Annotated in this window: 15 protein-coding genes; 9 read left to right on the top strand and 6 right to left on the bottom strand. The window is 66.3% G+C overall.

What is annotated here, in order from left to right:
* From NN5_RS10300 to virB11, 5 genes are all read left to right on the top strand, one after another.
* On the top strand, positions 1 to 742 hold a 742-nt coding region (locus NN5_RS10300), incomplete at its 5' end, for a TraG/VirB4 family ATPase (RefSeq protein ID WP_444543911.1).
* Positions 743 to 747: 5 nt separating this feature from the next.
* Complete coding sequence (locus NN5_RS10305) at positions 748 to 1,968, top strand: TrbL/VirB6 family protein (RefSeq protein WP_067734124.1); 1,221 nt, start codon at positions 748 to 750, stop codon at positions 1,966 to 1,968.
* Positions 1,965 to 2,804, top strand: a complete 840-nt coding sequence (locus NN5_RS10310; RefSeq protein ID WP_067734125.1) for a TrbG/VirB9 family P-type conjugative transfer protein — start codon at positions 1,965 to 1,967, stop codon at positions 2,802 to 2,804. The genes NN5_RS10305 and NN5_RS10310 overlap by 4 nt, the downstream gene beginning before the upstream one ends.
* A gap of 3 nt (positions 2,805 to 2,807) precedes the next feature.
* A complete protein-coding gene (locus NN5_RS10315) occupies positions 2,808 to 3,902 on the top strand; it encodes a TrbI/VirB10 family protein (RefSeq protein WP_067734126.1) in 1,095 nt (364 codons plus the stop codon).
* 6 nt (positions 3,903 to 3,908) lie between these two features.
* Complete coding sequence (virB11, locus tag NN5_RS10320) at positions 3,909 to 4,970, top strand: P-type DNA transfer ATPase VirB11 (RefSeq protein WP_067734127.1); 1,062 nt, start codon at positions 3,909 to 3,911, stop codon at positions 4,968 to 4,970.
* Positions 4,971 to 4,989: 19 nt separating this feature from the next.
* On the opposite strand, the gene NN5_RS10325 is transcribed toward virB11, so the two are convergent.
* Complete coding sequence (locus NN5_RS10325; RefSeq protein WP_067734128.1) at positions 4,990 to 6,483, bottom strand: Ppx/GppA family phosphatase; 1,494 nt, start codon at positions 6,481 to 6,483, stop codon at positions 4,990 to 4,992.
* A 53-nt stretch (positions 6,484 to 6,536) separates the two neighbouring features.
* A complete protein-coding gene (locus tag NN5_RS10330; RefSeq protein ID WP_067734129.1) occupies positions 6,537 to 8,705 on the bottom strand; it encodes an RNA degradosome polyphosphate kinase in 2,169 nt (722 codons plus the stop codon).
* Between the two features lie 149 nt (positions 8,706 to 8,854).
* Between NN5_RS10330 and NN5_RS10335 the strand changes: the two genes are divergently transcribed.
* The 3 genes from NN5_RS10335 to NN5_RS10345 are packed head-to-tail and all read left to right on the top strand — an operon-like array spanning position 8,855 to position 15,598.
* On the top strand, positions 8,855 to 12,223 hold the full coding sequence (locus NN5_RS10335) for a transglutaminase family protein (protein ID WP_067734168.1): 3,369 nt from the start codon (positions 8,855 to 8,857) through the stop codon (positions 12,221 to 12,223).
* A 4-nt stretch (positions 12,224 to 12,227) separates the two neighbouring features.
* Complete coding sequence (locus NN5_RS10340; RefSeq protein WP_067734130.1) at positions 12,228 to 14,717, top strand: circularly permuted type 2 ATP-grasp protein; 2,490 nt, start codon at positions 12,228 to 12,230, stop codon at positions 14,715 to 14,717.
* A complete protein-coding gene (locus NN5_RS10345) occupies positions 14,717 to 15,598 on the top strand; it encodes a transglutaminase family protein (RefSeq protein WP_067734131.1) in 882 nt (293 codons plus the stop codon). The genes NN5_RS10340 and NN5_RS10345 overlap by 1 nt, the downstream gene beginning before the upstream one ends.
* A gap of 27 nt (positions 15,599 to 15,625) precedes the next feature.
* On the opposite strand, the gene NN5_RS10350 is transcribed toward NN5_RS10345, so the two are convergent.
* Complete coding sequence (locus NN5_RS10350; RefSeq protein ID WP_067734132.1) at positions 15,626 to 16,072, bottom strand: hypothetical protein; 447 nt, start codon at positions 16,070 to 16,072, stop codon at positions 15,626 to 15,628.
* 347 nt (positions 16,073 to 16,419) lie between these two features.
* On the opposite strand from NN5_RS10350, the gene NN5_RS10355 reads away from it, so the two are divergent.
* A complete protein-coding gene (locus tag NN5_RS10355) occupies positions 16,420 to 18,246 on the top strand; it encodes a putative bifunctional diguanylate cyclase/phosphodiesterase (RefSeq protein ID WP_245656397.1) in 1,827 nt (608 codons plus the stop codon).
* 92 nt (positions 18,247 to 18,338) lie between these two features.
* Here the strand turns inward: NN5_RS10355 and NN5_RS10360 are convergent, their stop codons facing one another.
* The 3 genes from NN5_RS10360 to ccmA form a co-directional block, all read right to left on the bottom strand.
* Positions 18,339 to 18,737: a cupin domain-containing protein gene (locus NN5_RS10360; protein WP_067734133.1), complete on the bottom strand. Its 399-nt coding sequence runs from the start codon at positions 18,735 to 18,737 to the stop codon at positions 18,339 to 18,341.
* A 99-nt stretch (positions 18,738 to 18,836) separates the two neighbouring features.
* Positions 18,837 to 19,496 (bottom strand): heme exporter protein CcmB, encoded by a 660-nt coding sequence (locus NN5_RS10365; protein WP_067734134.1) that lies wholly within the window; start codon positions 19,494 to 19,496, stop codon positions 18,837 to 18,839.
* A complete protein-coding gene (gene ccmA, locus NN5_RS10370) occupies positions 19,493 to 20,086 on the bottom strand; it encodes a heme ABC exporter ATP-binding protein CcmA (RefSeq protein WP_067734135.1) in 594 nt (197 codons plus the stop codon). Before ccmA ends, NN5_RS10365 begins: the two co-directional genes overlap by 4 nt.
* Positions 20,087 to 20,107 lie beyond the last annotated feature (21 nt).

A 20,107-nucleotide genomic window follows, 5' to 3' on the forward strand; every position in this document is an offset into this window, starting at 1 on the left:
GGCGGGCGCCCGCCGCCCCGAGCCGGGCGATCTCGCCTCGCGCCTCGATGCCTGGATTCAGGGCGGGGAGCATGGCTGGCTGTTCGACAACCAGCACGACCAGCTCGATCTTTCGGCCCGCGTGCTCGGCTTCGACATGACCGCGCTGCTGGAAAGCCCGCGTTTGCGCACGCCGGTCATGATGTACTTGTTCCACCGCATCGACGAGCGTCTGGACGGCGAGCCGACGATGATCCTGATCGACGAGGGCTGGAAGGCGCTCGACGACGAGGTCTTCGCCGCGCGCATTCGCGACTGGCTCAAGACGCTGCGCAAGCGCAACGCGCTGGTGGGCTTCGCCACCCAGTCGGCCCGCGACGCGCTGGACAGCAAGATCGCCACCGCGCTGGTCGAACAGACCGCGACGATGCTGTTCATGCCCAATGCCCGCGCGCGCTATGAGGATTACTGCGAGGGCTTCGGCCTGACCCAGCACGAGCTGGACGTGATCCGCACGCTGCCCGCGCATTCGCGCTGCTTCCTGATCCGCCAGTCCGATGCCTCGGTGGTGGTCCGGCTTGACCTTTCGGGGATGCCCGAAGTGCTCACGGTCCTCTCGGGCCGTGAAAGCACGGTGCGCAAGCTCGACCAGCTGCGCGAGCGGTACGGCGACGAGCCTGCGGTCTGGTATCCGGTGCTCACGGGCCTGCAGTGGCCGGGCGATGCTGAAGACGGCCAGCTCTGGATCGAGGCGGCCGAGTAAGCGGTATGGCGAGCGCCTGCGATCCGCTTACCGAAGTCGCTTCCGCCGGGGTCGCCCCGGCGCTGCGCGCGGTCGACTGCGTGGCCAACGAGATGGCCGCCAGCGCGTTCGGCCGCCTGTTCGGTGCGGGCGGCGCGATGGCGCCAGTGCTGACGATTGTCCTCACGCTCTACATCGCCTTCTTCGCCTATTCGCTGCTGACCGGCCGCACGACACTGGGCGTCTCGGCGCTGACGCCGCGGATGCTGCGCATCGGCGTGGTGCTGACCTTCGCGACGAGCTGGCTCGCTTACCAGAATGTCGTGTGGAACCTCGCGCTGGGCGGGCCGGACTGGATTGCCGGGCTGCTGATGGGCGTAAAGGGCTCTGCCACCACGATCTTCGGCGACCGCATCGACATCGTCTTCGGCGCGATTTCCGATATTGCCACCAACGGCAGCGGGCAGGGCGGCGGCGATGCCGCGAAAGCGGCGGCCGGTGCTGGCGGCATGATAACGCCCGAAACCATCATGTGGATGGGCGCGCTCCTGCTGCTGCTCGGCACTGTGGGCGTGTTGCTGACGGCGCGCATTGCGCTGGCCGTGCTGCTGGCGATCGGGCCGATCTTCATCGTTCTGGGACTGTTCGACGGCACGCGCGGGCTGACGGCCGGCTGGCTGCGCGGCGTCGCCATGACCGCGCTGACGCCGCTGTTCGTGGTGCTGGGCGGCGGGATCACGCTTGAACTGCTGGTGCCGATCATTTCCAGCCTCGTGCAGAGCGCGAATATGGGCGAGATCGACGGGCGCGCGGCCATGGCGTTCTTCCTCGTCGCGGCCGTGCACGTTGCGCTGATGGTCATGGTGGTCAAAGTGACCGCGACAATGGCTGCGGGCTGGCGCGTGTTCGGGCTGGCCGGCGAAGAGCGCGGCACGCGCGGCGGACAGGCCTCGGCGGCTCCTGCGGTTTCCACGTTTGCGCCAGCACCGGCTCCGGCCGCCGTGCAGGGGCGCGCCTCGGGCATTGCCAGCGCCGGAGCTTCGGCCATGGCGGAAGCGCCCCAGCAGGCGGGCGGCCCGGACACACGCGCCAGCGATCGCCGCACGGTCGTTACCCATATCTCGGGCGGCGGCATCGAGCCGATGCGCTCCAGTGACAATAGCTCGCGCACGCGCGGGATCGGCAGCCGCTTTCGCGGCGCCTCGAACGATACCGGCCGGATGCCGGCCAAGGAGAAGATACAATGACCCGCGCCCTGGCATCGCGCGCCGCGCTGCTCGCGCCCGTTCTGGCCGGCCCCGTTCTGCTCGCACTGGCGGTTCCGGCCCAGGCCGAGGACTCCCGTCTGGTCGATCACGCCTTCAGCGACAACGAAGTGGTGCGTATCGACGGCAAGGCCGGCATTCAGGCGGCGATCGAATTCGGTGACGGCGAGTCGATCGAAAACGTCGCGGTCGGCGATTCCCAGGCCTGGCAGATCACGCCGAACAAGCGCGCTGACCTGCTCTTCGTAAAGCCGCTGGAAGGCACTGCGCGCACCAACATGACGGTCGTGACCAACCGTCACACCTATTTCTTCGATCTCGTGGCCTCGCCCAAGGCGAAGCCGCTCTACATGCTGCGTTTCACCTACAAGGACGAACCGCGCGAGGCACCGGTTCCGGGCGCGGCCATGGCGGATCTCAATCCGGCCGAGCAGGCGCTGGCCACGGGCGATCCGATGGCGGTGCCCGCCGACCCGGCGAGCCTGAACTTTGCGTGGAAGCGCTCCGGCTCGGACAAGCTGCTGCCCGCGCGCATCTATGACGACGGCAATTCGACCTACCTCGTCTGGCCCGAGAAATCGTCGGTTCCGGCGATCCTCGTCGAGAACGAGAAGGGCGAGGAAGGCCCGGTGAACTACGCGGTGCACGATTCCACTATCGTGCTGCCCGATGTGCCCGGCAAGATCATCCTGCGTTCGGGCAAGGCGAGTGCCGTGCTTGAGAATACCCGGCCGGTTTCCGCCGCGCCCGGTGCGGCGATGGCCGCGAACACGGCCAATCCTGCGGCTGCTCCGTCCGCGACGGCAAAGGGGAACTAAGAGATGGCGCCCAATTCCTCCCTGCGTGAACGCATCTCGCCCGAAGGGGCTACCGATCCGCGTGACGGTGAAGGCGCACAGGTCATCGATCTGGCGACCCGCAATGTCCTGCCGCAGGTCTCCCAGCGCAAGCGCGGGGACGGGCTGGGCCTGGCCGCGGGTGTTCTGATTATCGCGGCTCTGGGCGGCCTGACCCTGTGGTCGATGGATGCCGCCCGCAATGGTACGGCCGGTCCGAACCCCGATACCAACCCCGCGCCGCAGCCGGCCGCCCCGGCGCCTGCCGCTGCTGTTCCGGCGCCTGAGCAGAAGCCCGCCGCCGCGCCTGCGCCGCTGCCTGCGCCCGCTCCGGCCCCGGTTCTCGCCGCGCCGCCTGCTGCCAACGGGGCGCCCGCCGCGAACCCCTATGCCAGCCCGACTGTCGTATTCGACGTGGGCACCGGTGGCGGTGCACCTGCCGCAGTGGGCCCCGCCGGGGAAGCCAAGAGCAGCGGCAATGCCAACGATGATTTCGCTGCGCGTCTGGCGGGCACCGGCACGACCGCGACGGCGGCCAGCTCGTTCGATCCGGCGACCACGGTAACGCAGGGCACGCTGATCCCGGCGGTGCTGGAAACCGCGATCGATACCGACGTGCCCGGCTATGTCCGCGCGATCGTTTCCACCGATGTGCGCAGCTTCGATGGCCGGCATGTGCTGGTCCCGCGCTCTTCGCGCCTTATCGGCCAGTACAAGAGCGGCCTCAGCGCCGGGCAGAAGCGCGCCTACGTGATCTGGACCCGCCTGATCCGTCCGGACGGGGTTTCGGTGAACCTCGGCTCGCCCGCGATTGCCTTCGGCGGCGAAACCGGCCTGCCAGGCAAGGTGAGCACGCATTTCTTCGAACGCTTCGGTTCGGCCATGCTGCTCTCGGTCGTTGGCGGCCTGTCCTCGCTGGCATCGAGCGGCGCGAGCGTGGTGGTTGCGGGCGGCGGCCAGTCGGCCGCGGCCGCAGCGGTGCAGAACAGCTCCAGCGTGGGGCCGACGATCCGTGTCCGTCAGGGGCAGCCGATCCGCGTGTTCACCGCCAAGGATCTCGATTTCAGCCAGGTCCAGTGACGTATCATGGCAGACGTTCTCATCTTGCAGCCGGAGCGTGCTTCGGGACCCGTGCCCGTGTCTGAAGCAGGGCCCGAATCCCAGGCGCCGCGCAGCGTCTATCTCGATGCCTATCTGGCGCCGCTGCGCCCCTGGCTCGACCGGGAGACAGTGACCGAAATCCTCGTCAACCGGCCCGGCGAAGTATGGATTGAGGATGCCGCGCATCCGGGGATGCAGCGTGTCTTGCTGCCTGAGATGGACAACCGCCTGCTCCAGCGTCTGGCTGAACAGGTCGCGCGGATCAGCCATCAGGGCATCAACCGTGAGCATCCGCTGCTCTCGGCCACGCTCCCGGCCTATGGCGGGCAAAATGGACAAGCGGGGGGCGGGGCGCGTATCCAGCTCGTCGGCCCGCCCGCAACGCGCGCCAACTGGGCCATGGCGATCCGCCGCCACCGCCTGCTCGAACTGCCGCTCGATGCCTATGACCGGGGGCCGATCACGCCCCCGCGCGAGGAAGCGGCGCCCGACGCCATGGCCGAGCCGATCGCCTTCCTGCGCGATGCCATCCGCCGCCGCCGCACGATCCTGATTTCGGGCGGCACCTCGACCGGCAAGACCACGTTCCTCAACGCCATGCTGTCGGAAATCCCCTCGCATGAACGCGTCGTGCTGGTGGAGGATACTGCCGAACTGCACTTGCCCGGCGCCAATGGCGTGGGGCTGATCGCGGTGAAGGGCGAACTGGGCGAGGCGAAGGTTTCCGCCAATGACCTGCTGCAGGCCGCATTGCGCCTGCGCCCCGACCGGATCGTGCTGGGCGAGCTGCGCGGCACCGAGACGGTCAGCTTCCTGCGCGCCATCAATACCGGCCATCCGGGCTCGTTCTCGACCGTTCACGCCAATACCCCGCGCGGCGCGCTGGAGCAGATCGCGCTGATGTCGATGCAGACCGGCATTGGCCTCACCCGCGCCGAGACGCTGGAATATGCCGCCTCGGTGATCGACATCGTCGTCCAGCTCGACCGTCAGGACGGCAAGCGCGGTATCAGCCAGATTGCGGAGAGCAAGACGCTGGTCGGCTGAACCCGTCCGGCGCTTGCCGTCAGCTTGCGGCCAGTGCGCCTTCGGGTGTTTCCACCACTGCTTCCAGTTTGAGCCAGTCGGCGAGCGCCTTGAAGTCCTTGCCGTTGCCCGGCCCGAAAAGCGGCGCGGCAAGGCCGTCCAGCGAGAGCACCAGCCTGCCGTCGCGGATTGCCAGCGAGGTGGCGGCAAGGCCCGGTTCGGCGCAGGCGGTCAGGCGGCGGCATAAGCGCACGGCAAGGCCCCAGCCGATCGCGCGGTCAAGGTCGGCCTTGCTGGCGAGGCGGTGGAACTGCGGCGGAATTTCGGTCAGGCCGGAATTGGCGAAGACCGTCATCGCCATCATCGCCCGGCCATGCATGTCGAGCCCGATCCAGCGCTTGCGCAGCGCCCAGGTCAGCGCTTCCTCGGTACGCAGGTTGGGCTCGGTGCGCATGGTGGCGAGCGCCAGCAGAGTCGCGGCCTGCCGCACTTCGCCGTCCAGCGGCTCGTCGAGGCAGACCGGCGTGGTCCAGCGGACGACGCGCACGGCATCGTCGAACGACACCCGCGCGCCCATGGCAAAGCCGGCGACGCTGGCCAGCATCGGGCTTTCCTGCCGGATGCGCTCGGGAAGCTGCCGGTGCAGCAGGCCTTCGCGCAGCCCCCAGGAGGAGAACACGAGATGCGAGGGATGCAGGTTCGCAATCAACTGCGCCATCAGCGCGGCGGCATCGGGCAGGGTGGCAAGGCGCGCGTTGGAAATGCGCGGGTCCGGATTGTCGATCTTGCCCTTGGCGAACAGCCGGGCAAGGCGCAGGGCCTCGCTGGCGGGCAGTTCGAAACCGTGCGGATCGTCCACCGGCCATTCGAGCACGCGCATCGCCTGCAGCGCTACCGCGCGCCATGACCCGCCGACGATGTAGAGCGGCTGTTCGCGGCCCTTGTCCCAGGCCTGGGCCTTGAGGCCGGTGCGCACGGTGGCGGCGAATTTCTGGGCACCGGCCACGCGCATGTCGGACAGGCGCAGGGTGCCGAAGGGCAGGGTGATGCCGCCGTCGAGGACTTCGCCGCCCTCCGCGCCGCCGATCTCCACCAGTTCGAGGCTGCCGCCGCCCAGGTCAGCCGCCACGCCTCGCGCGTGGGGAAAGGCGGAAATCACGCCGGTGGCACTGGCGCGGGCTTCCTCTTCGCCCGAAAGCAGGCGGGGAGACAGGCCGAAGCCGCGAACCGCCTCCAGGAATTCGGGGCCATTGCTGGCATCGCGCGCGGCGGCGGTCGCCACGCATTCGACATTGTCGACCTTGAGTAGCCGCAGCATCCCCGCGAACCGGGCGAGCGCGGACAAGGCGGTGCGCATCGCCTTGTCGGAGATGGCCCCGGTCTTGCCGAGATCCCGCCCGAGGCGCGCGTTCACTTTCTCATTGAGGATCACCACCGGGGCGCGGGGCGGTCCATTATAGACCACGAGGCGCACCGTGTTCGACCCGATGTCGATAATGGCGCGTTTCTCGGTCGAGTGGCTGATGCCGATCATTCAGTCAGACGAATCGTATAGCCCGGCATTTCGGGCGGCCTAGCTGCCCTATGTCAGATATTGCCGCGCCTTAGCGAGAGCTTTGGTACTTTTCGTCCACTGGCAATTGCAGCCCCGCGCCCGGACAGCGACGGGTTGGTCATGAAATAGCGGTGCAGGTTGAAGGGATTTTCCACCTCGCCCACGCGCTCGTAGCTGCCGTCAGGGCCGAGAATCCAGCTCTGTTCGGTATCCAGCAGGTTCGCCATCATGACCTGGTCGAGGACCTGGTCGTGCACCGTCTTGTTGCGCATCGGCACCATCACTTCGACGCGCCGGTCAAGGTTGCGGCTCATGCCGTCGGCCGAAGTCAGGAAGACCTTGGCGCGCCGGTTGGGCAAGTGGGCGCCGTTGGCGAAGACCCAGATGCGGCAGTGTTCGAGAAAGCGGCCGATGACCGACTTGACCGAGATGTTCTCGGACAATCCGGTGATCCCGGGGCGCAGGCAGCAGATCCCGCGTACCACAAGGATGATGTCGACCCCGGCCTGGCTTGCCGCATAGAGCTTGTCGATCAGCTCGGGATCGGTCAGCGAGTTCATCTTGGCCCAGATCGCCGCCGGCTTGCCAGCCTGTGCGCTGGCGATTTCGGCGTCGATGCATTCGTCCAGCTTGGCGCGCAGCCCGATCGGCGAGATGGCCAGAACTTCGGTGCGCTTGGGCTCGACATAGCCGGTGATGAAGTTGAACAGCCGCACTGCATCGCGCCCCGCTGCCGGATCGGCAGTGAAGTAGGACAAGTCGGTATATACGCGCGCGGTGATCGGGTGATAGTTGCCGGTGCCGAAGTGGCAGTAGGTGCGGTGGCTGTCCCCCTCGCGGCGGACCACCATCGAGACCTTGGCGTGGGTCTTCCAGTCGACGAAGCCGTAGATCACCTGCACGCCCGCGCGTTCGAGCTGGCTGGCCCAGAGTAGGTTCTGCTCCTCGTCGAAACGGGCTTTCAGTTCGACGACGGCGGTTACGGACTTGCCTTGCTCGGCCGCGGCGATGAGGGCGGAGATGATCGCCGATTGCTTGCCCGCGCGGTAAAGCGTCTGCTTGATCGCGATCACGTCCGGATCGCGCGCGGCCTGGCGCAGGAAATCGATCACCACCTCGAAGCTTTCGTAGGGGTGCTGGATGACGATGTCCTTTTCGCGGATCGCCGCGAAGATGTCGCCGTCATGCTCCAGAATGCGTTCGGGGTAGCGGGGCGAATAGGGCTCGAACTTCAGCTCGGGCCGGTCCTCGTCGCACAGCGCGGACAGGCCGGAAAAGCCGATCAGACCCTCGGTCTTCATGATCAGCGCCTTGTCCAGCCCCAGTTGGGCGCGCAGCAGCTCTTCCGCCGCCGGATCGAACTTGCCCTGTAATTGCAGCACGATCACGAGGCCTCGGCGGCGGCGCTGGATCGCGGTGCGGTAGTAGCGCACCAGATCCTCGGCATCTTCCTCGATCTCGATGTCGCTGTCGCGCAGGATGCGGAAGACGCCGTGGCCGTTGAGCTTGAAGCCGGGGAAGATCTGGCCGGCATTGTGGCAGATCAGGTCCTCGATCGAGATCCATGCCGCCTGCTCGCCGGGAATGCGCACGAAGCGCGGCAGCGAGGAGGGGATCAGCACCATTTCCATCACCGGCGCGTCATCCGCCGTGCGGGTCAGCGAGAACAGCACGCCGATGCCCTGGTTGGCGACGAAGGGGAAGGGGTGCGCGGGGTCGATCGCCTGCGGCGTGATCACCGCCATGATGTGCTCTTCGAAATATTCGCGCAGCCAGCGTTCGCGCGCGTGATCGAGCTTTTCCTCGCCGATCACCGTGATCCCGGCATCGGCAAGCTCTGCCTTGAGGCCGGACCACACCTTCTGCTGGATCCGGTCGAGCTCCAGAACCTTTTCATGCGTGGCGGCAAGGGCTTGCGAGGGCGTCATGCCGTCGATCGAGACTTCCTCGACCTGGCTGCGCACCTGCCCGGCCAGCCCGGCCACGCGCACCATCAGGAATTCGTCGATATTGCTGCCCGAGATCGAGAGGAAGCGCAGGCGTTCGAGCAGAGGGTAATTGGGATTGGTCGCTTCGGCGAGAACGCGCTCGTTGAAGGCCAGCCAGCTCAGTTCGCGATTGAAAAAACGCTCGGGCAGAGTGGCGAGCTGCGATGTTTCGCAGGTTTCCGTGGCGTCCGATTCTTCGCGAATATCCAGCATGCTTTTCGTTTTCACAGGGATGCCCCTTGCATGCAAGCATGACAATTGCGGGGCAGTGGAGGCAAACTTGTCTGAATCTAACAAATTTGATCAAAACGGGAAATGAACATCGTTGCAGCGCAGCATTGTTTGGCGCACACTCGCACCTGATGATCAAGGCAGCCCTGCACCATCTCACCCGCTACCGCTACTCGCGGCGCATCCATCTCGGCCCTCAGGTGATCCGGCTTCGCCCGGCGCCGCATAGCCGGACGGCAGTCCCCAACTATTCGCTGAAGATCAGCCCGCCCGAGCATTTCCTGAACTGGCAGCAGGATCCGCACGGCAACTGGCTGGCGCGGGTGGTGTTCCCCGATCCTATCGATCATTTCTCGATCGAGGTGGACCTTCTGGCCGAAATGGCGGTGATCAACCCGTTCGACTTCTTCGTGGAGCCGGATGCGGAGGAATATCCCTTCGCCTATTCGGAGGCGATGAAGGCGGACCTTGCCGCCTATTTCGAGATCGAGGACCAAGGCCCGCTGTTCGAGGAACTGGTCGCCCACCATGCCGGATACGAAGGGCGCACGGTCGATTTCCTCGTCGAGATCAACCGCCAGCTGCAGGAGCGGATCAATTACGTGATCCGCATGGAGGCCGGGGTGATGACCCCGGAAGAGACGCTGACGGCCGGAATCGGCTCGTGCCGCGATTCGGCCTGGCTGCTGGTGCAACTGCTGCGCCGCCTCGGTTTCGCCGCGCGGTTCGTCTCGGGCTATTCGATCCAGCTGGTCGCCGATGTCATCCCCAAGGAAGGGCCGCAGGGCGTTCTGGAGGATGTGACCGACCTGCACGCCTGGGCCGAGGCCTATGTGCCCGGCGCGGGCTGGATTGCGCTCGATGCCACGTCGGGCATGTTCGCGGGCGAGGGGCATATCCCGCTCTGTGCCACCCCGCATTACCGCTCGGCCACGCCGATCGAAGGCATGGCGGAACCGGCCGAAGTCGATTTCCATTTCGAGATGGACGTCTCGCGCATTGCCGAGGCCGTGCGCATCACCAAGCCGTTTACCGAGGAGCGCTGGGACAACCTGCTGGCGCTGGGCGACAAGGTCGATGCGGACCTTGCCGCCAATGCCGTCAACCTGACGATGGGGGGCGAGCCGACGTTCATTGCCGCCACCGATCTGGAGGCGCCCGAATGGAACGGCGAGGCGGTGGGGCCGACCAAGGCGGCCTATGCCGACAGGCTGATCCGGCTGCTGCGCAAGAAGTTCGCGCCGGGCTCGCTGCTCCACCACGGGCAGGGCAAGTGGTATCCGGGCGAAACGCTGCCGCGCTGGGGCTATTCGATCTACTGGCGCAAGGACGGCGTGCCGATCTGGCATGACGACAGCCTGGTTGCAGGCGAAAAGCCGCTGGAGAAGGGCGGTGATCCCGATCCGGTGCCTGTCATCGACGTGCAGAAGGCCGCGGCGCTGCTGCAGGCCGCCGCCGAGGGACTGGGTGTCAGTCCGGACTATGTGCAGCCGGTGTTCGAGGATACCGGCGCGTGGATGCTGCGCGAGGACGAACTGCCGGTGAATTCCTCGCCGCTCGATCCCAGCATCGAGGATGAGGAACTGGCGCGCCGTTTCAAGCGCACCTACCGGCGCGGGCTCGACAAGGCGATCGGCTTCGTGCTGCCGGTACAGCGCTGGAACAACCAGGTCCAGCAGATGCCGCGCTGGCGCAGCGAGTTCTGGCGCGTGCGCAAGGGCGTGCTGACGGCGGTTCCGGGCGATTCCGCGCTGGGGTATCGCCTGCCGCTGGGTTCGCTGCCGCATGTGGCGCCGTCGAATTTCCCCTATATCCACCCGCGCGACACCGCCGAGGCGCGCGAGCCGCTGGCCGATTTCCGCAAGCAGGTGATCGAGCGTGGCAGTCAGGCCCGCGAGGGACTGGCGGGCCAGCGCTTCGAGCATGTGCCCGAACCGCACACGTTCGCGCAGCCGGTGGTCGAGCAGGACATCATCGAAGGCGCGGTGCGCACGGCGATGACGGTCGAGCCGCGCGGCGATTACCTCGCGGTGTTCATCCCGCCGACCGAATGGCTGGAGGACTACCTCGAACTGGTCGCCTCGATCGAAGTGGTGGCCGAGGAATTGAAGCTGCCGGTGCGCATCGAAGGCTATCCGCCGCCGCCCGATCCGCGCCTGACCGTGCTCAAGGTCACGCCCGATCCCGGCGTGATCGAAGTGAACATCCATCCTTCGGCTTCGTGGCGCGAGACGGTGGATATCACCGAAACGCTCTACGATTGCGCGCGTGAGATCGGGCTGACGGCTGACAAGTTCATGGTCGACGGGCGCTCGATCGGCACCGGCGGGGGCAACCACATCGTGCTCGGCGGGCCGAGCCTGCTCGACAGCCCGTTCATCCGCCGCCCCGATCTGCTCAAGAGCTTCGTCATCTATTGGCAGCGGCATCCCTCGCTCAGCTACCTGTTCTCCGGTCTGTTCATCGGCCCGACCAGCCAGGCCCCGCGCATCGACGAGGCCCGGCACGACGCGCTCTACGAACTGGAGATCGCGCTCTCGCAGGTTCCCGGGCCCCACATGCAACAGCCTGCACCGTGGGTGGTGGACCGGTTGTTCCGCAACCTGCTCGTCGACGTCACGGGCAATACCCATCGCACCGAAATCTGCATCGATAAGCTGTTCAGCCCCGATGGCCCGACCGGCCGCCTCGGCCTTGTCGAGTTCCGCGGCTTCGAAATGCCGCCGGACGGCAAGATGAGCCTGGCCCAGCAGCTTCTCCTGCGCGCGCTCACCGCGTGGTTCTGGAAGGAGCCGCAGGACGGGCCGCTGGTGCGCTGGGGCACGCAGCTGCATGACAAGTTCATGCTGGGCCATCATGTCTGGACCGATTTCCTCGATGTGCTGGGCGACTTGCGCCGGGCCGGATACGATTTCGATCCCAACTGGTTCGAGGCGCAGCGCATGTTCCGCTTCCCGATTCACGGCGAAGTGGAAGGCGGCGGGGTCAGCCTTGAGATCAGCCATGCGCTCGAACCCTGGAACGTGCTGGGCGAAACCGGCGCGATCGGCGGGACCGTGCGCTATGTCGACAGCTCGACCGAGCGCCTGCAGGTCAAGGCCACCGGCCTCGTCAAGGGACGCCACGTCATCACCTGCAATGGCCGCCGGGTGCCGCTGACCATGGTCGCGCCTGGAGAGGGCGTGGGCGGGGTGCGCTACAAGGCATGGTGGCCGGCCGAGTGCCTCCATCCGATGCTGCCGCCGCACGCACCGCTGACGTTCGACATCTACGACTTGTGGAACGGCCGCTCGCTGGGGGGCTGCGTCTATCAGGTCGCGCATCCGGGCGGGCGCAGCTATGATACGGTGCCGGTCAACGACTACGAGGCCGAAGCCCGGCGCAAGGCGCGCTTCTTCGACAACGGGCATTCGCCCGGCCCGCTGCCGGTGCCGCCGCTGGAAGTCTCCGGCGAATTTCCCTGCACGCTCGACTTGCGGCGCCCGATCGGCCTAGTGTGAGGACATGGCGAAAAAGCGGTCTGTCAGCACCGTGGAACGCCCGGAGGGGTGGCTCGAAGGCTATCCCGTAGAAGTCGCCGGCGGCGATCTCTACGGGGACGCCTCCGGGGCCGCTGCCGCGTGCTGGAAATCGGTGGCGGCCGCACTGGCGGAAAGTTCGGACGGCGATCTGAATGCCCTGCAGGACGCGGCCACTCGCCATGCGGCGGATCTGGGGCTGGCGTTCCGCATTACCGGCGACGAGGATGAGCGCGGCTGGCCGCTGACGGCCATGCCGCTGATCGTCGGCTCCGGGGAATGGGCCGAAGTCGAACGCGGCCTGATCCAGCGCGCGACTCTGTTCGAGCAATTGGCCAGGGACGTCTACGGGCCGCAGCGGGTGGTGAAGGAGGGGCACTTGCCCGCCGCCGTGGTTGCAGGAAGCCCGTTCTTTGCCCGCAAGATGGTGGGCAACAGCCCCAAGCGCGGCCATTTCATCCATGTCTATGCGGCCGATCTTGCCCGCGGGCCGCGCGGGCAGTGGCGGGTGCTGCAGGATCGCGTCCGCTTGGCCAGCGGCGTCGGCTATGCGCTGGAAAACCGCCTTGCGATGCGGCGCACCGCCGGCAATGTCCTGGTCGACATCCATGCCCGGCGGGTGAACGAGTTCTTCGCGCAGATGCGCGACGGCATGGCCGCCGCCTGCGGCCGTGACCGGCCGCGCGTGGCGCTGCTGACGCCCGGCCGTTTCAACCAGACGTACGCCGAACAGGCGCACCTTGCGCGTTATCTCGGCCTTCCGCTGGTGGAGGGGCGCGATCTTTCGGTGATCGACGACCGCCTCTATGTCGGCACGATTGCCGGGCCGAAGCGGGTCGATGCGGTCTGGCGCTGGATCAACACGACCTCGCTCGATCCGCTCTCGTTCGATGCCAAGTCGCAACTGGGCGTCGCCAATCTCTTCGAAGCCTGGGCGGCCGGCGGTGTCGGGATGGTCAACTGGCCGGGCGTGGAAGTGCTGGAGACCCCGGCCTTCGCCGCGTTCATGCCGCGCCTGTGCAAGGTGCTGCTGGGCGAGGAGCCGGTTCTGCCCAACATTGCCACCTGGTGGTGCGGGCAGGCCGCTGAAAGCGCGACGGTGTCCGGCCGCTTCGACGAACTGGCGCTGCTGCCGGCCTTCGGCCTTCCGGTTGAAGGGCTGGCGACGCGCCAGCCGGTGGCAGGGGCCGGTCTCGGCCCGGACGAACGCAAGGAACTGCAGGAAGCCATGCGGCGGCGGCCGATGGACTATTGCGGGCAGGAGATCGTCCACCTTTCGACTACTCCGGCGATCATCGACGGGGCCATCGCGCCGCGCCCCTTTACCGTGCGCGCGTTCGTGGCCCGCACTGCCGACGGCCAATGGACCGTGATGCCGGGCGGTTTCGCGCGCCTGTCCTCCAGCAATGCCCTGCCGACCTCGCTGATGGGGGCGGGCGAGTTGTCCGCCGATGTCTGGGTCGTGGATGAAAAACCGGCCGGACATGCCGCGCCGGCCCGGCCTGCCGAGGAACCGCCGATCTCGCGCGGCGGCGGCATTCTCGCCAGTCAGGCGGCAGACAATCTCTACTGGTTCGGCCGTTACAACGAGCGGGCGGAAACGGTCGTGCGGATCGTGCGCGCGCTGCTGGGCAGTTCGATGGAAGGCGAGAACGGCATCGACGGCGTCGGGGAGGGCATGACCGGCCTTGTCGACCTGCTCGGCGTATTCGGCGCGATCGATGCCCGGACAGCGGCAAAGTCCGCCGCGACGGTATGCGCGCGGGCGCTTACCGAGACGCATCTGCCCGGCGGGGTCGCCGCGCTGGTGCGGCGGCGGATGCAGGTGGGGCTGTCGCTGCGCGAGCGCTTTGCCCGTGATTTCTGGCGTATCGTCAGCCGGCCGATGCCCTCGTTCGACGCCAACCGGCCGCAGAGTATGCTGGCGAGTGCACGCTGGCTCACTGAGCATTTCAGCGCCCTGGCAGGGCTGGTCTCGGAAAACATGGTCCGCTCGGCGGCCTGGCGCTTCCTGCAGATCGGGCAGCGGATCGAGCGGGCCCAGGTGACGTGCCGGATGGCGGCCAGGCTGGCCTCGGACGCGTGCGGGGAGGAAGCGCTCGGAATGCTGCTCGATCTGTGCGACAGCCAGATCATCTATCGCAGCCGTTACCTGACCGGGCCGATGATCAATCCAGTGCGCGATCTCGTTCTGCTCGATCCGGACAATCCGCGCGCGCTCAAGTATCAGGTGGCGCAGATCGTCGGCCACCTTGCGGCCTTGCCCAGCCTTCGCGATGACAATATCCCCGAGCCGCCCCTGCGCGCCGCCCGCGCGCTGCTGGGGGAACTCGAAGCGGCGCTTGCGCCGGATATGACGGCGGACCGGCTGGAGGCCATCGAAGCCCAGCTCCAGAACCTGTCCGACGAGATTTCGGAGCGCTACTTCCTCAAGTTCGATCGCGAGGAAGCGGAAAAGAGAACGCGGTTGCTGTGATGCGCTACGCTGTCACTCATATGACGAGGCTGGAATATGCGGCACCCGTCAGGCTCGCGCAGTTCAACGTGCGCCTGCGTCCGGCGCGGTGGCCGGGGCAGACCGTCAGCGACTATACGCTCACGATCGATCCGCAGCCCGCGCAAGTGAGCGAGGCGGACGGCGGCTATTATGTGAACGAGGCGCACTTTTCGCTGCACGAGCCGATCACCCAGTTGCAGATCGAAAGCCGCTTTGCCGTCGAGCGGGAAGAGCTTCCGTTCTTCCTGAGCGAGGCTGCGGGGCCCAGTCTTGCCGATCTGCGCGAACGGGCGATGAAAACGCCCGATCTCTCGGACCTGGCGCCGGCGTCCTATATCTTTGCTTCCCCGATCGCGGTGCCCGAGCACGAGATCGCGATGTGGGCCGGTTCGTTCCTCGACGAGGCAATGCCGGTGATGGAGGCGGGGCGGGCGCTGATGCAGGCGATTCACGAGGAATTCGCTTTCGATGCCGGCGCGACGCAGACTGACACGCCGCCGATCGTGGCTTTCCGCAACCGCCACGGCGTGTGTCAGGATTTCAGTCATATCATGATTATCGCGGCGCGCGCGCACGGCATTCCGGCGGCCTATGTCAGCGGTTATCTGCGCACTCTGCCGCCGCCCGGGCGAGAGCGTCTGGTCGGCGCGGATGCCATGCACGCCTGGGTCAACTTGTGGTGCGGCGAGGAATACGGCTGGGTCGGCTTCGATCCGACCAATGCCGTGCTGGCCGATACCGACCACATCTTCATCGGCATGGGGCGCGATTATTCGGACGTCGCGCCGCTGGACGGGACCTTCCGGGGCTCGTCGCAGCAGACCATGTTCTTCTCGGTCGACGTCGCGCCGCTGGACTGACTTGCAGGTCAGTTCTGGCGGGCCGATTCAGGCGCGCAGGTCCTTTGCCGGAGCCGCTTCGCCGGGAAAGATCCCCGCAATCGCCATGACCGCGCCCAGCCGCGAGAGCGTTTCGAGCATGTCGCCGACGCTTTCTTCGGCAATCAGCAGGTCCAGCGTCTTGCGGGTGGCCAGCGGGCCGCGATCGCGCAGCGATGTGACGAGTTCGAGAATGACCGCCTCGTGCTCGGACACATGCGGGCAGGAAAGCGAGCAGAACGCGAATGTTTCCAGCGCGTCGCGGTTGAACAGCAGCATCGTGCGATGGAAGGCCTGCAGCCCGCCGATCATGCGCCATTTGGCAAAGGCAGGAGCCAGCATCCGCGCGGGACAGCGCTTGTGGCCCACGGCCGCGACCCATGCACGCATGGACCAGACGAGGAAGCGGGAGCCCTCGTCGAGAGTGGTCAAAGGACGGTCGACGTACTGGTACATGTCCGAATCTCCAAAGAGGGTTGCAAATGCGAATGATTATCAATAGCTATTGATACGCGGCTTGGCTCTCTGGTCAAGTCCCTCCGGACCCGGCGCTTGTCATGGGGCGTCCGGTTCACTCCTGACCTTGGCTGGGGCGGCTTCTTGCCTTGCCCGCCCCGGCCCCGTTTCGGGCGGGGAAGCATTCCTGCAAAAAACATCTGTAACTAGATGGACAGTGGTGGGCTGTTAACCATTGTCAGCTACTGAAAGATATTTCGCGGAGAGTGTGAACTGGACCGGATGTGCTGAAGTTCAAGGCGGCCATACTTGAATTGATAGCGAAAGGCTTACCTCTGGCAGAGGTGATGCACGATATCTGCTTGCAGATCGAAGGGCGATTTCAAGGCGTTGTCTGCTCCGTCCTGACGGTGGATCGCAGCGGCACGCTTCACCCTCTTGCCGCGCCAAGCCTGCCTGAGGCCTATTCCCAGGGATTGGATAATCTGACGATCGGCCCCAATGTCGGGGCTTGCGGAACCGCAGCCTATCTCGGCCAGCCGGTGGAAGTGCATGATATCGCCAGCGATCCGCGCTGGTCCCCTTTTCCCACTTTTCAGCAGGCTGCGCTTTCGCTGGGGCTCAGGGCTTGCTGGTCTTCGCCGCTGGTCGATGAGAAGAAGACCGTTCTGGCTACCTTCGCGCTCTATTTTCGCGAACCGCGCGGGCCGACCCCGGAAGAACGCGAGATCGTCGGCGTCTGCCTGCATCTGTGCCAGCTCGCCTTTGCCCGCGATCTCCGGGTGGCCGATCGCGAACGCCGCGCCAATACCGATGCTCTGACGGAACTGCCCAACCAGGGCAGTTTCAACCGGGCCATTACCCATCTCGCCTGCGACGAGGCCGGTGGATGGGGGGTCCTCATGATCGATCTCGACAATCTCAAGACAGTCAATGACACGTTCGGCCATGCTGTGGGAGACCGGCTGCTGCAGGAAGTGGCGGCGCGCCTTTCGCACTTCGCCATTCCCGACAGGGCGTTCCGCATCGGCGGTGATGAATTCGCCTTGCTCATCAAGGATCCCGAGCGGCTGAGGGACATGGGAAAGGCCGCGCGCAAGGTTCTCGATGTGCTTGCGGTTCCGATCGAGTGCGAGCAGTTTTCGATCGTTGCCGAAGCGACCATGGGCGGGGCGGTTGTCACGGGCGAGGAAGCCTCGGCCGATGAAGTGCGCCACCATGCCGATCTTGCACTCTATCATGCGAAGGAAACGCGCCGCGGCGGCTTCGTGAAGTATTGCAAGGGCATCGGTACGCGCATGATTGCCCGGATTTCCTCGATAGAGAGCCTTGATGCCGCGCTCAGGGAAGGGCGTATCGAGGCTTGGTATCAGCCGATCGTGCGGCTGGACGACCAGCGCATCGTCGGGTTGGAGGCATTATGCCGGATGATCTCTCCCAGCGGTGAGGTCATTTCCGCCGCAACCTTTGCAGATGCCACCAGCGATGCGCGCGTTGCCTCGATCCTCACGCAGCGCATGCTTTCGGCGGTTTCCGACGATATGCGCACCTGGCGCGAACTGGGCATCGATTTCGGGTATGTCGGCGTCAACATCACGGCCGTGGATCTGCGCGGAGGCCGGCTCGGGGGATTCCTCGATCAGCTCTTTGCCGAGGAGGCGCTTCTCAGGCATCTCGTCCTGGAAGTGACGGAAAGCGTCTATATCGGCGACCGGGACAAGCTGGTGGTGGACATCATTTCCGGTTTGCGGCGGCGCGGTGTCCGCATCGCGCTCGACGATTTCGGCACGGGCTTCGCTTCGTTGACCCATTTGCTGGAATTGCCCGTCGATTTCATCAAGATCGATCAGAGTTTTACCGCCCGCCTTCCAGAGGACGAAGTCAGCGGCACGATCATTGCGGGGCTGGTTGCCATCGCGGGAAAGCTGGGCGCCAAGGTCGTCGCGGAAGGTGTCGAAACGGTGGCGCAGGCGGTCCGGTTGCAGAAACTGGGGTGCAAGATCGGCCAGGGCTTTCTCTTCTCGCGCGGTCTGCCGCGCGGCGAGGTCGCTCGCGTGCTCATGCGCCATGCGGCATCGAGCCCGCACAGCATTCCCTTTCCAGGCCTGCCGGCCAACATTCCGCAAGAGGACGAGATCTACCTCGCCGCACCGCCGCGCAGCCGCCGGATGTGACGGGTTATCGTCAGGTAATACCCGGACTATCCCCCGTCTTTTCCACAGGCAGCTTGCCGATAGGCTGACGGCGCGGCGAAGCGGTGCGGCGCTTATTCGGTGGTCTTTCCGTCGAAATGTTCGTGGGCCGTGCTGGCTTCGGCGCAGGTCTTGTGCACCGTGCCATCGACATGTTCGGGCGGGCCGTAGATGGTGTAGAGCTTGAGCGGCTCGGTGCCCACGCTCACCACATTGTGCAGGGCGCCCGCCGGCACGACGATGCCGTCGTCGGCCTTGACCCTGTGCACTATGCCGTCGATCGAAATTTCGCCTTCGCCGCCTTCGACGCGGAAGAACTGATCGATGTCGAGATGGACTTCGGCGCCGATTTCGTCGCCCGGTTCGATCGACATGAGCACCAGTTGCAGGTTCTGCCCGGTGTAGAGAACGCGGCGGAAGTCGGTGTTCTCCTCGGTCAGCTTCTCGATGTTGTCGACGAATCCCTTCTTCATGCGGTCAGCCTTTCCTCGTGTGCTTCGGGCAAGGATAGCGGGCCGGAGCCAGCCTGCAATTGATCTCCTGCAATTGATCCGGGAGAGGCGGGAAGCGGATCAGCCCCGCGCCGCGCGCACGGCCGCGCCGCCCGCGAAAGGCGCGATGGCCAGCAGGACAAGGCTGGCCGCGCCGGTCAGCGCCAGCCCGCTTTCACCGCCCATGCCCAAGCTGCCGGCACCGAAGATCAGGATCGGCACGGCCATCGGGATCACCAGCAGCCCGGACAGCGCCGCGCCGCCGCGCAGCCCTGCGGTCAACGCCGCGACGGTGACGCCCAGCGCGGCAAGGCCCGGCGTGCCCGCGAGCAGTCCGATTTCGACAATGCGCAGCGTCTTGCCGTCGAGGCCGAGCAGCGCGGCGGCGGGCAGGGCGGCCAGCATCAGCGGCGGGCCGAAGCTCAGCCAGTGAGCCAGTACACGCACCGCGATCACCAGTTCCTCGGATATGCCGCGCAGCGCCCACTGGTCGAACAGTCCCATTTCGATGTCGGGTTCAACCAGCCGGTCGAGCGGGAGGATCGCGGCGAGCAGGGCGGCGACCCAGATCACGCCGCCGCCGGTGCGCGCCAGCAGCGGTGCATCGGGGCCGACCGCGAAAGGATAGAGCATCGCCACCGAGAGGAAGAACAGCACCGGCAGCACTGCTCCGCCGCCGCGTCCGCCCAGCAGCAGGCGCGTAAGGTCGCGGCGCAGCAGGGCCATGATCCGCCCGCTCATGCCGCATACTCCGCCAGCGCCAGTCTGCCCATGCCCGGCAGGTCGAACGGCTGGTGCGAGGCGACCAGGGCAATCCCGCCTTGCGCGCAATGTTCGGCGACGAGGGCCTCGGTCAGTTCCACGGCATGGACATCCAGACCGTTGAGCGGCTCGTCGAGCAGCCACACGCGGGCTTTCTGCCCGATCAGCCGGGCCAGCGCGGCGCGCTTCTTCTGCCCGGTGGACAGATAGCGCACCGGCACGTCGAGCAGGTCGGAAAGGCCGAGACGGGCCAGTTCGTTGTCCGCGGCACCGTCGATCCGCTGCCAGAAGGCCAGCGCCTTGCCGAGCGGCTGCACCGGATCGAGCGCGGGGCGCTCGTCGATGAGGCCGATCGTGCCGGTCACTTCCACCGATCCGGCGAAAGCGGGCGCCAGCCCCGCGACGATCCGCAGCAGGCTGGACTTGCCGATGCCGTTGCTGCCCGCGATCTGCAGCGCCTCACCCGCCGCAAGGCGCAGCGAGAGGCGCCGGAACAGCACTCTGTCGCCGCGCCGGCACGCGAGATCGGTTACGGAAACGGCGGCGCCTTGCGTCGACGGGTGTTGCATCGCGCTGTGCGATAGGGGAAA

The sequence above is a fragment of the Novosphingobium naphthalenivorans NBRC 102051 genome (assembly GCF_001590985.1).
GTDB lineage: Bacteria > Pseudomonadota > Alphaproteobacteria > Sphingomonadales > Sphingomonadaceae > Novosphingobium > Novosphingobium naphthalenivorans.

Excerpts from the sequence above, each read along its gene's own strand:
- NN5_RS10330 (WP_067734129.1), bottom strand. The coding sequence starts at position 8,705 with ATGCTGGATATTCGCGAAGAATCGGACGCCACGGAAACCTGCGAAACA.
- NN5_RS10345 (WP_067734131.1), top strand. The coding sequence starts at position 14,717 with ATGCGCTACGCTGTCACTCATATGACGAGGCTGGAATATGCGGCACCC.
- NN5_RS10305 (WP_067734124.1), top strand. The coding sequence starts at position 748 with ATGGCGAGCGCCTGCGATCCGCTTACCGAAGTCGCTTCCGCCGGGGTC.
- NN5_RS10315 (WP_067734126.1), top strand. The coding sequence starts at position 2,808 with ATGGCGCCCAATTCCTCCCTGCGTGAACGCATCTCGCCCGAAGGGGCT.
- NN5_RS10335 (WP_067734168.1), top strand. The coding sequence starts at position 8,855 with ATGATCAAGGCAGCCCTGCACCATCTCACCCGCTACCGCTACTCGCGG.
- NN5_RS10365 (WP_067734134.1), bottom strand. The coding sequence starts at position 19,496 with ATGAGCGGGCGGATCATGGCCCTGCTGCGCCGCGACCTTACGCGCCTG.
- ccmA (WP_067734135.1), bottom strand. The coding sequence starts at position 20,086 with ATGCAACACCCGTCGACGCAAGGCGCCGCCGTTTCCGTAACCGATCTC.
- virB11 (WP_067734127.1), top strand. The coding sequence starts at position 3,909 with ATGGCAGACGTTCTCATCTTGCAGCCGGAGCGTGCTTCGGGACCCGTG.
- NN5_RS10360 (WP_067734133.1), bottom strand. The coding sequence starts at position 18,737 with ATGAAGAAGGGATTCGTCGACAACATCGAGAAGCTGACCGAGGAGAAC.
- NN5_RS10340 (WP_067734130.1), top strand. The coding sequence starts at position 12,228 with ATGGCGAAAAAGCGGTCTGTCAGCACCGTGGAACGCCCGGAGGGGTGG.
- NN5_RS10325 (WP_067734128.1), bottom strand. The coding sequence starts at position 6,483 with ATGATCGGCATCAGCCACTCGACCGAGAAACGCGCCATTATCGACATC.
- NN5_RS10355 (WP_245656397.1), top strand. The coding sequence starts at position 16,420 with ATGCACGATATCTGCTTGCAGATCGAAGGGCGATTTCAAGGCGTTGTC.
- NN5_RS10310 (WP_067734125.1), top strand. The coding sequence starts at position 1,965 with ATGACCCGCGCCCTGGCATCGCGCGCCGCGCTGCTCGCGCCCGTTCTG.
- NN5_RS10350 (WP_067734132.1), bottom strand. The coding sequence starts at position 16,072 with ATGTACCAGTACGTCGACCGTCCTTTGACCACTCTCGACGAGGGCTCC.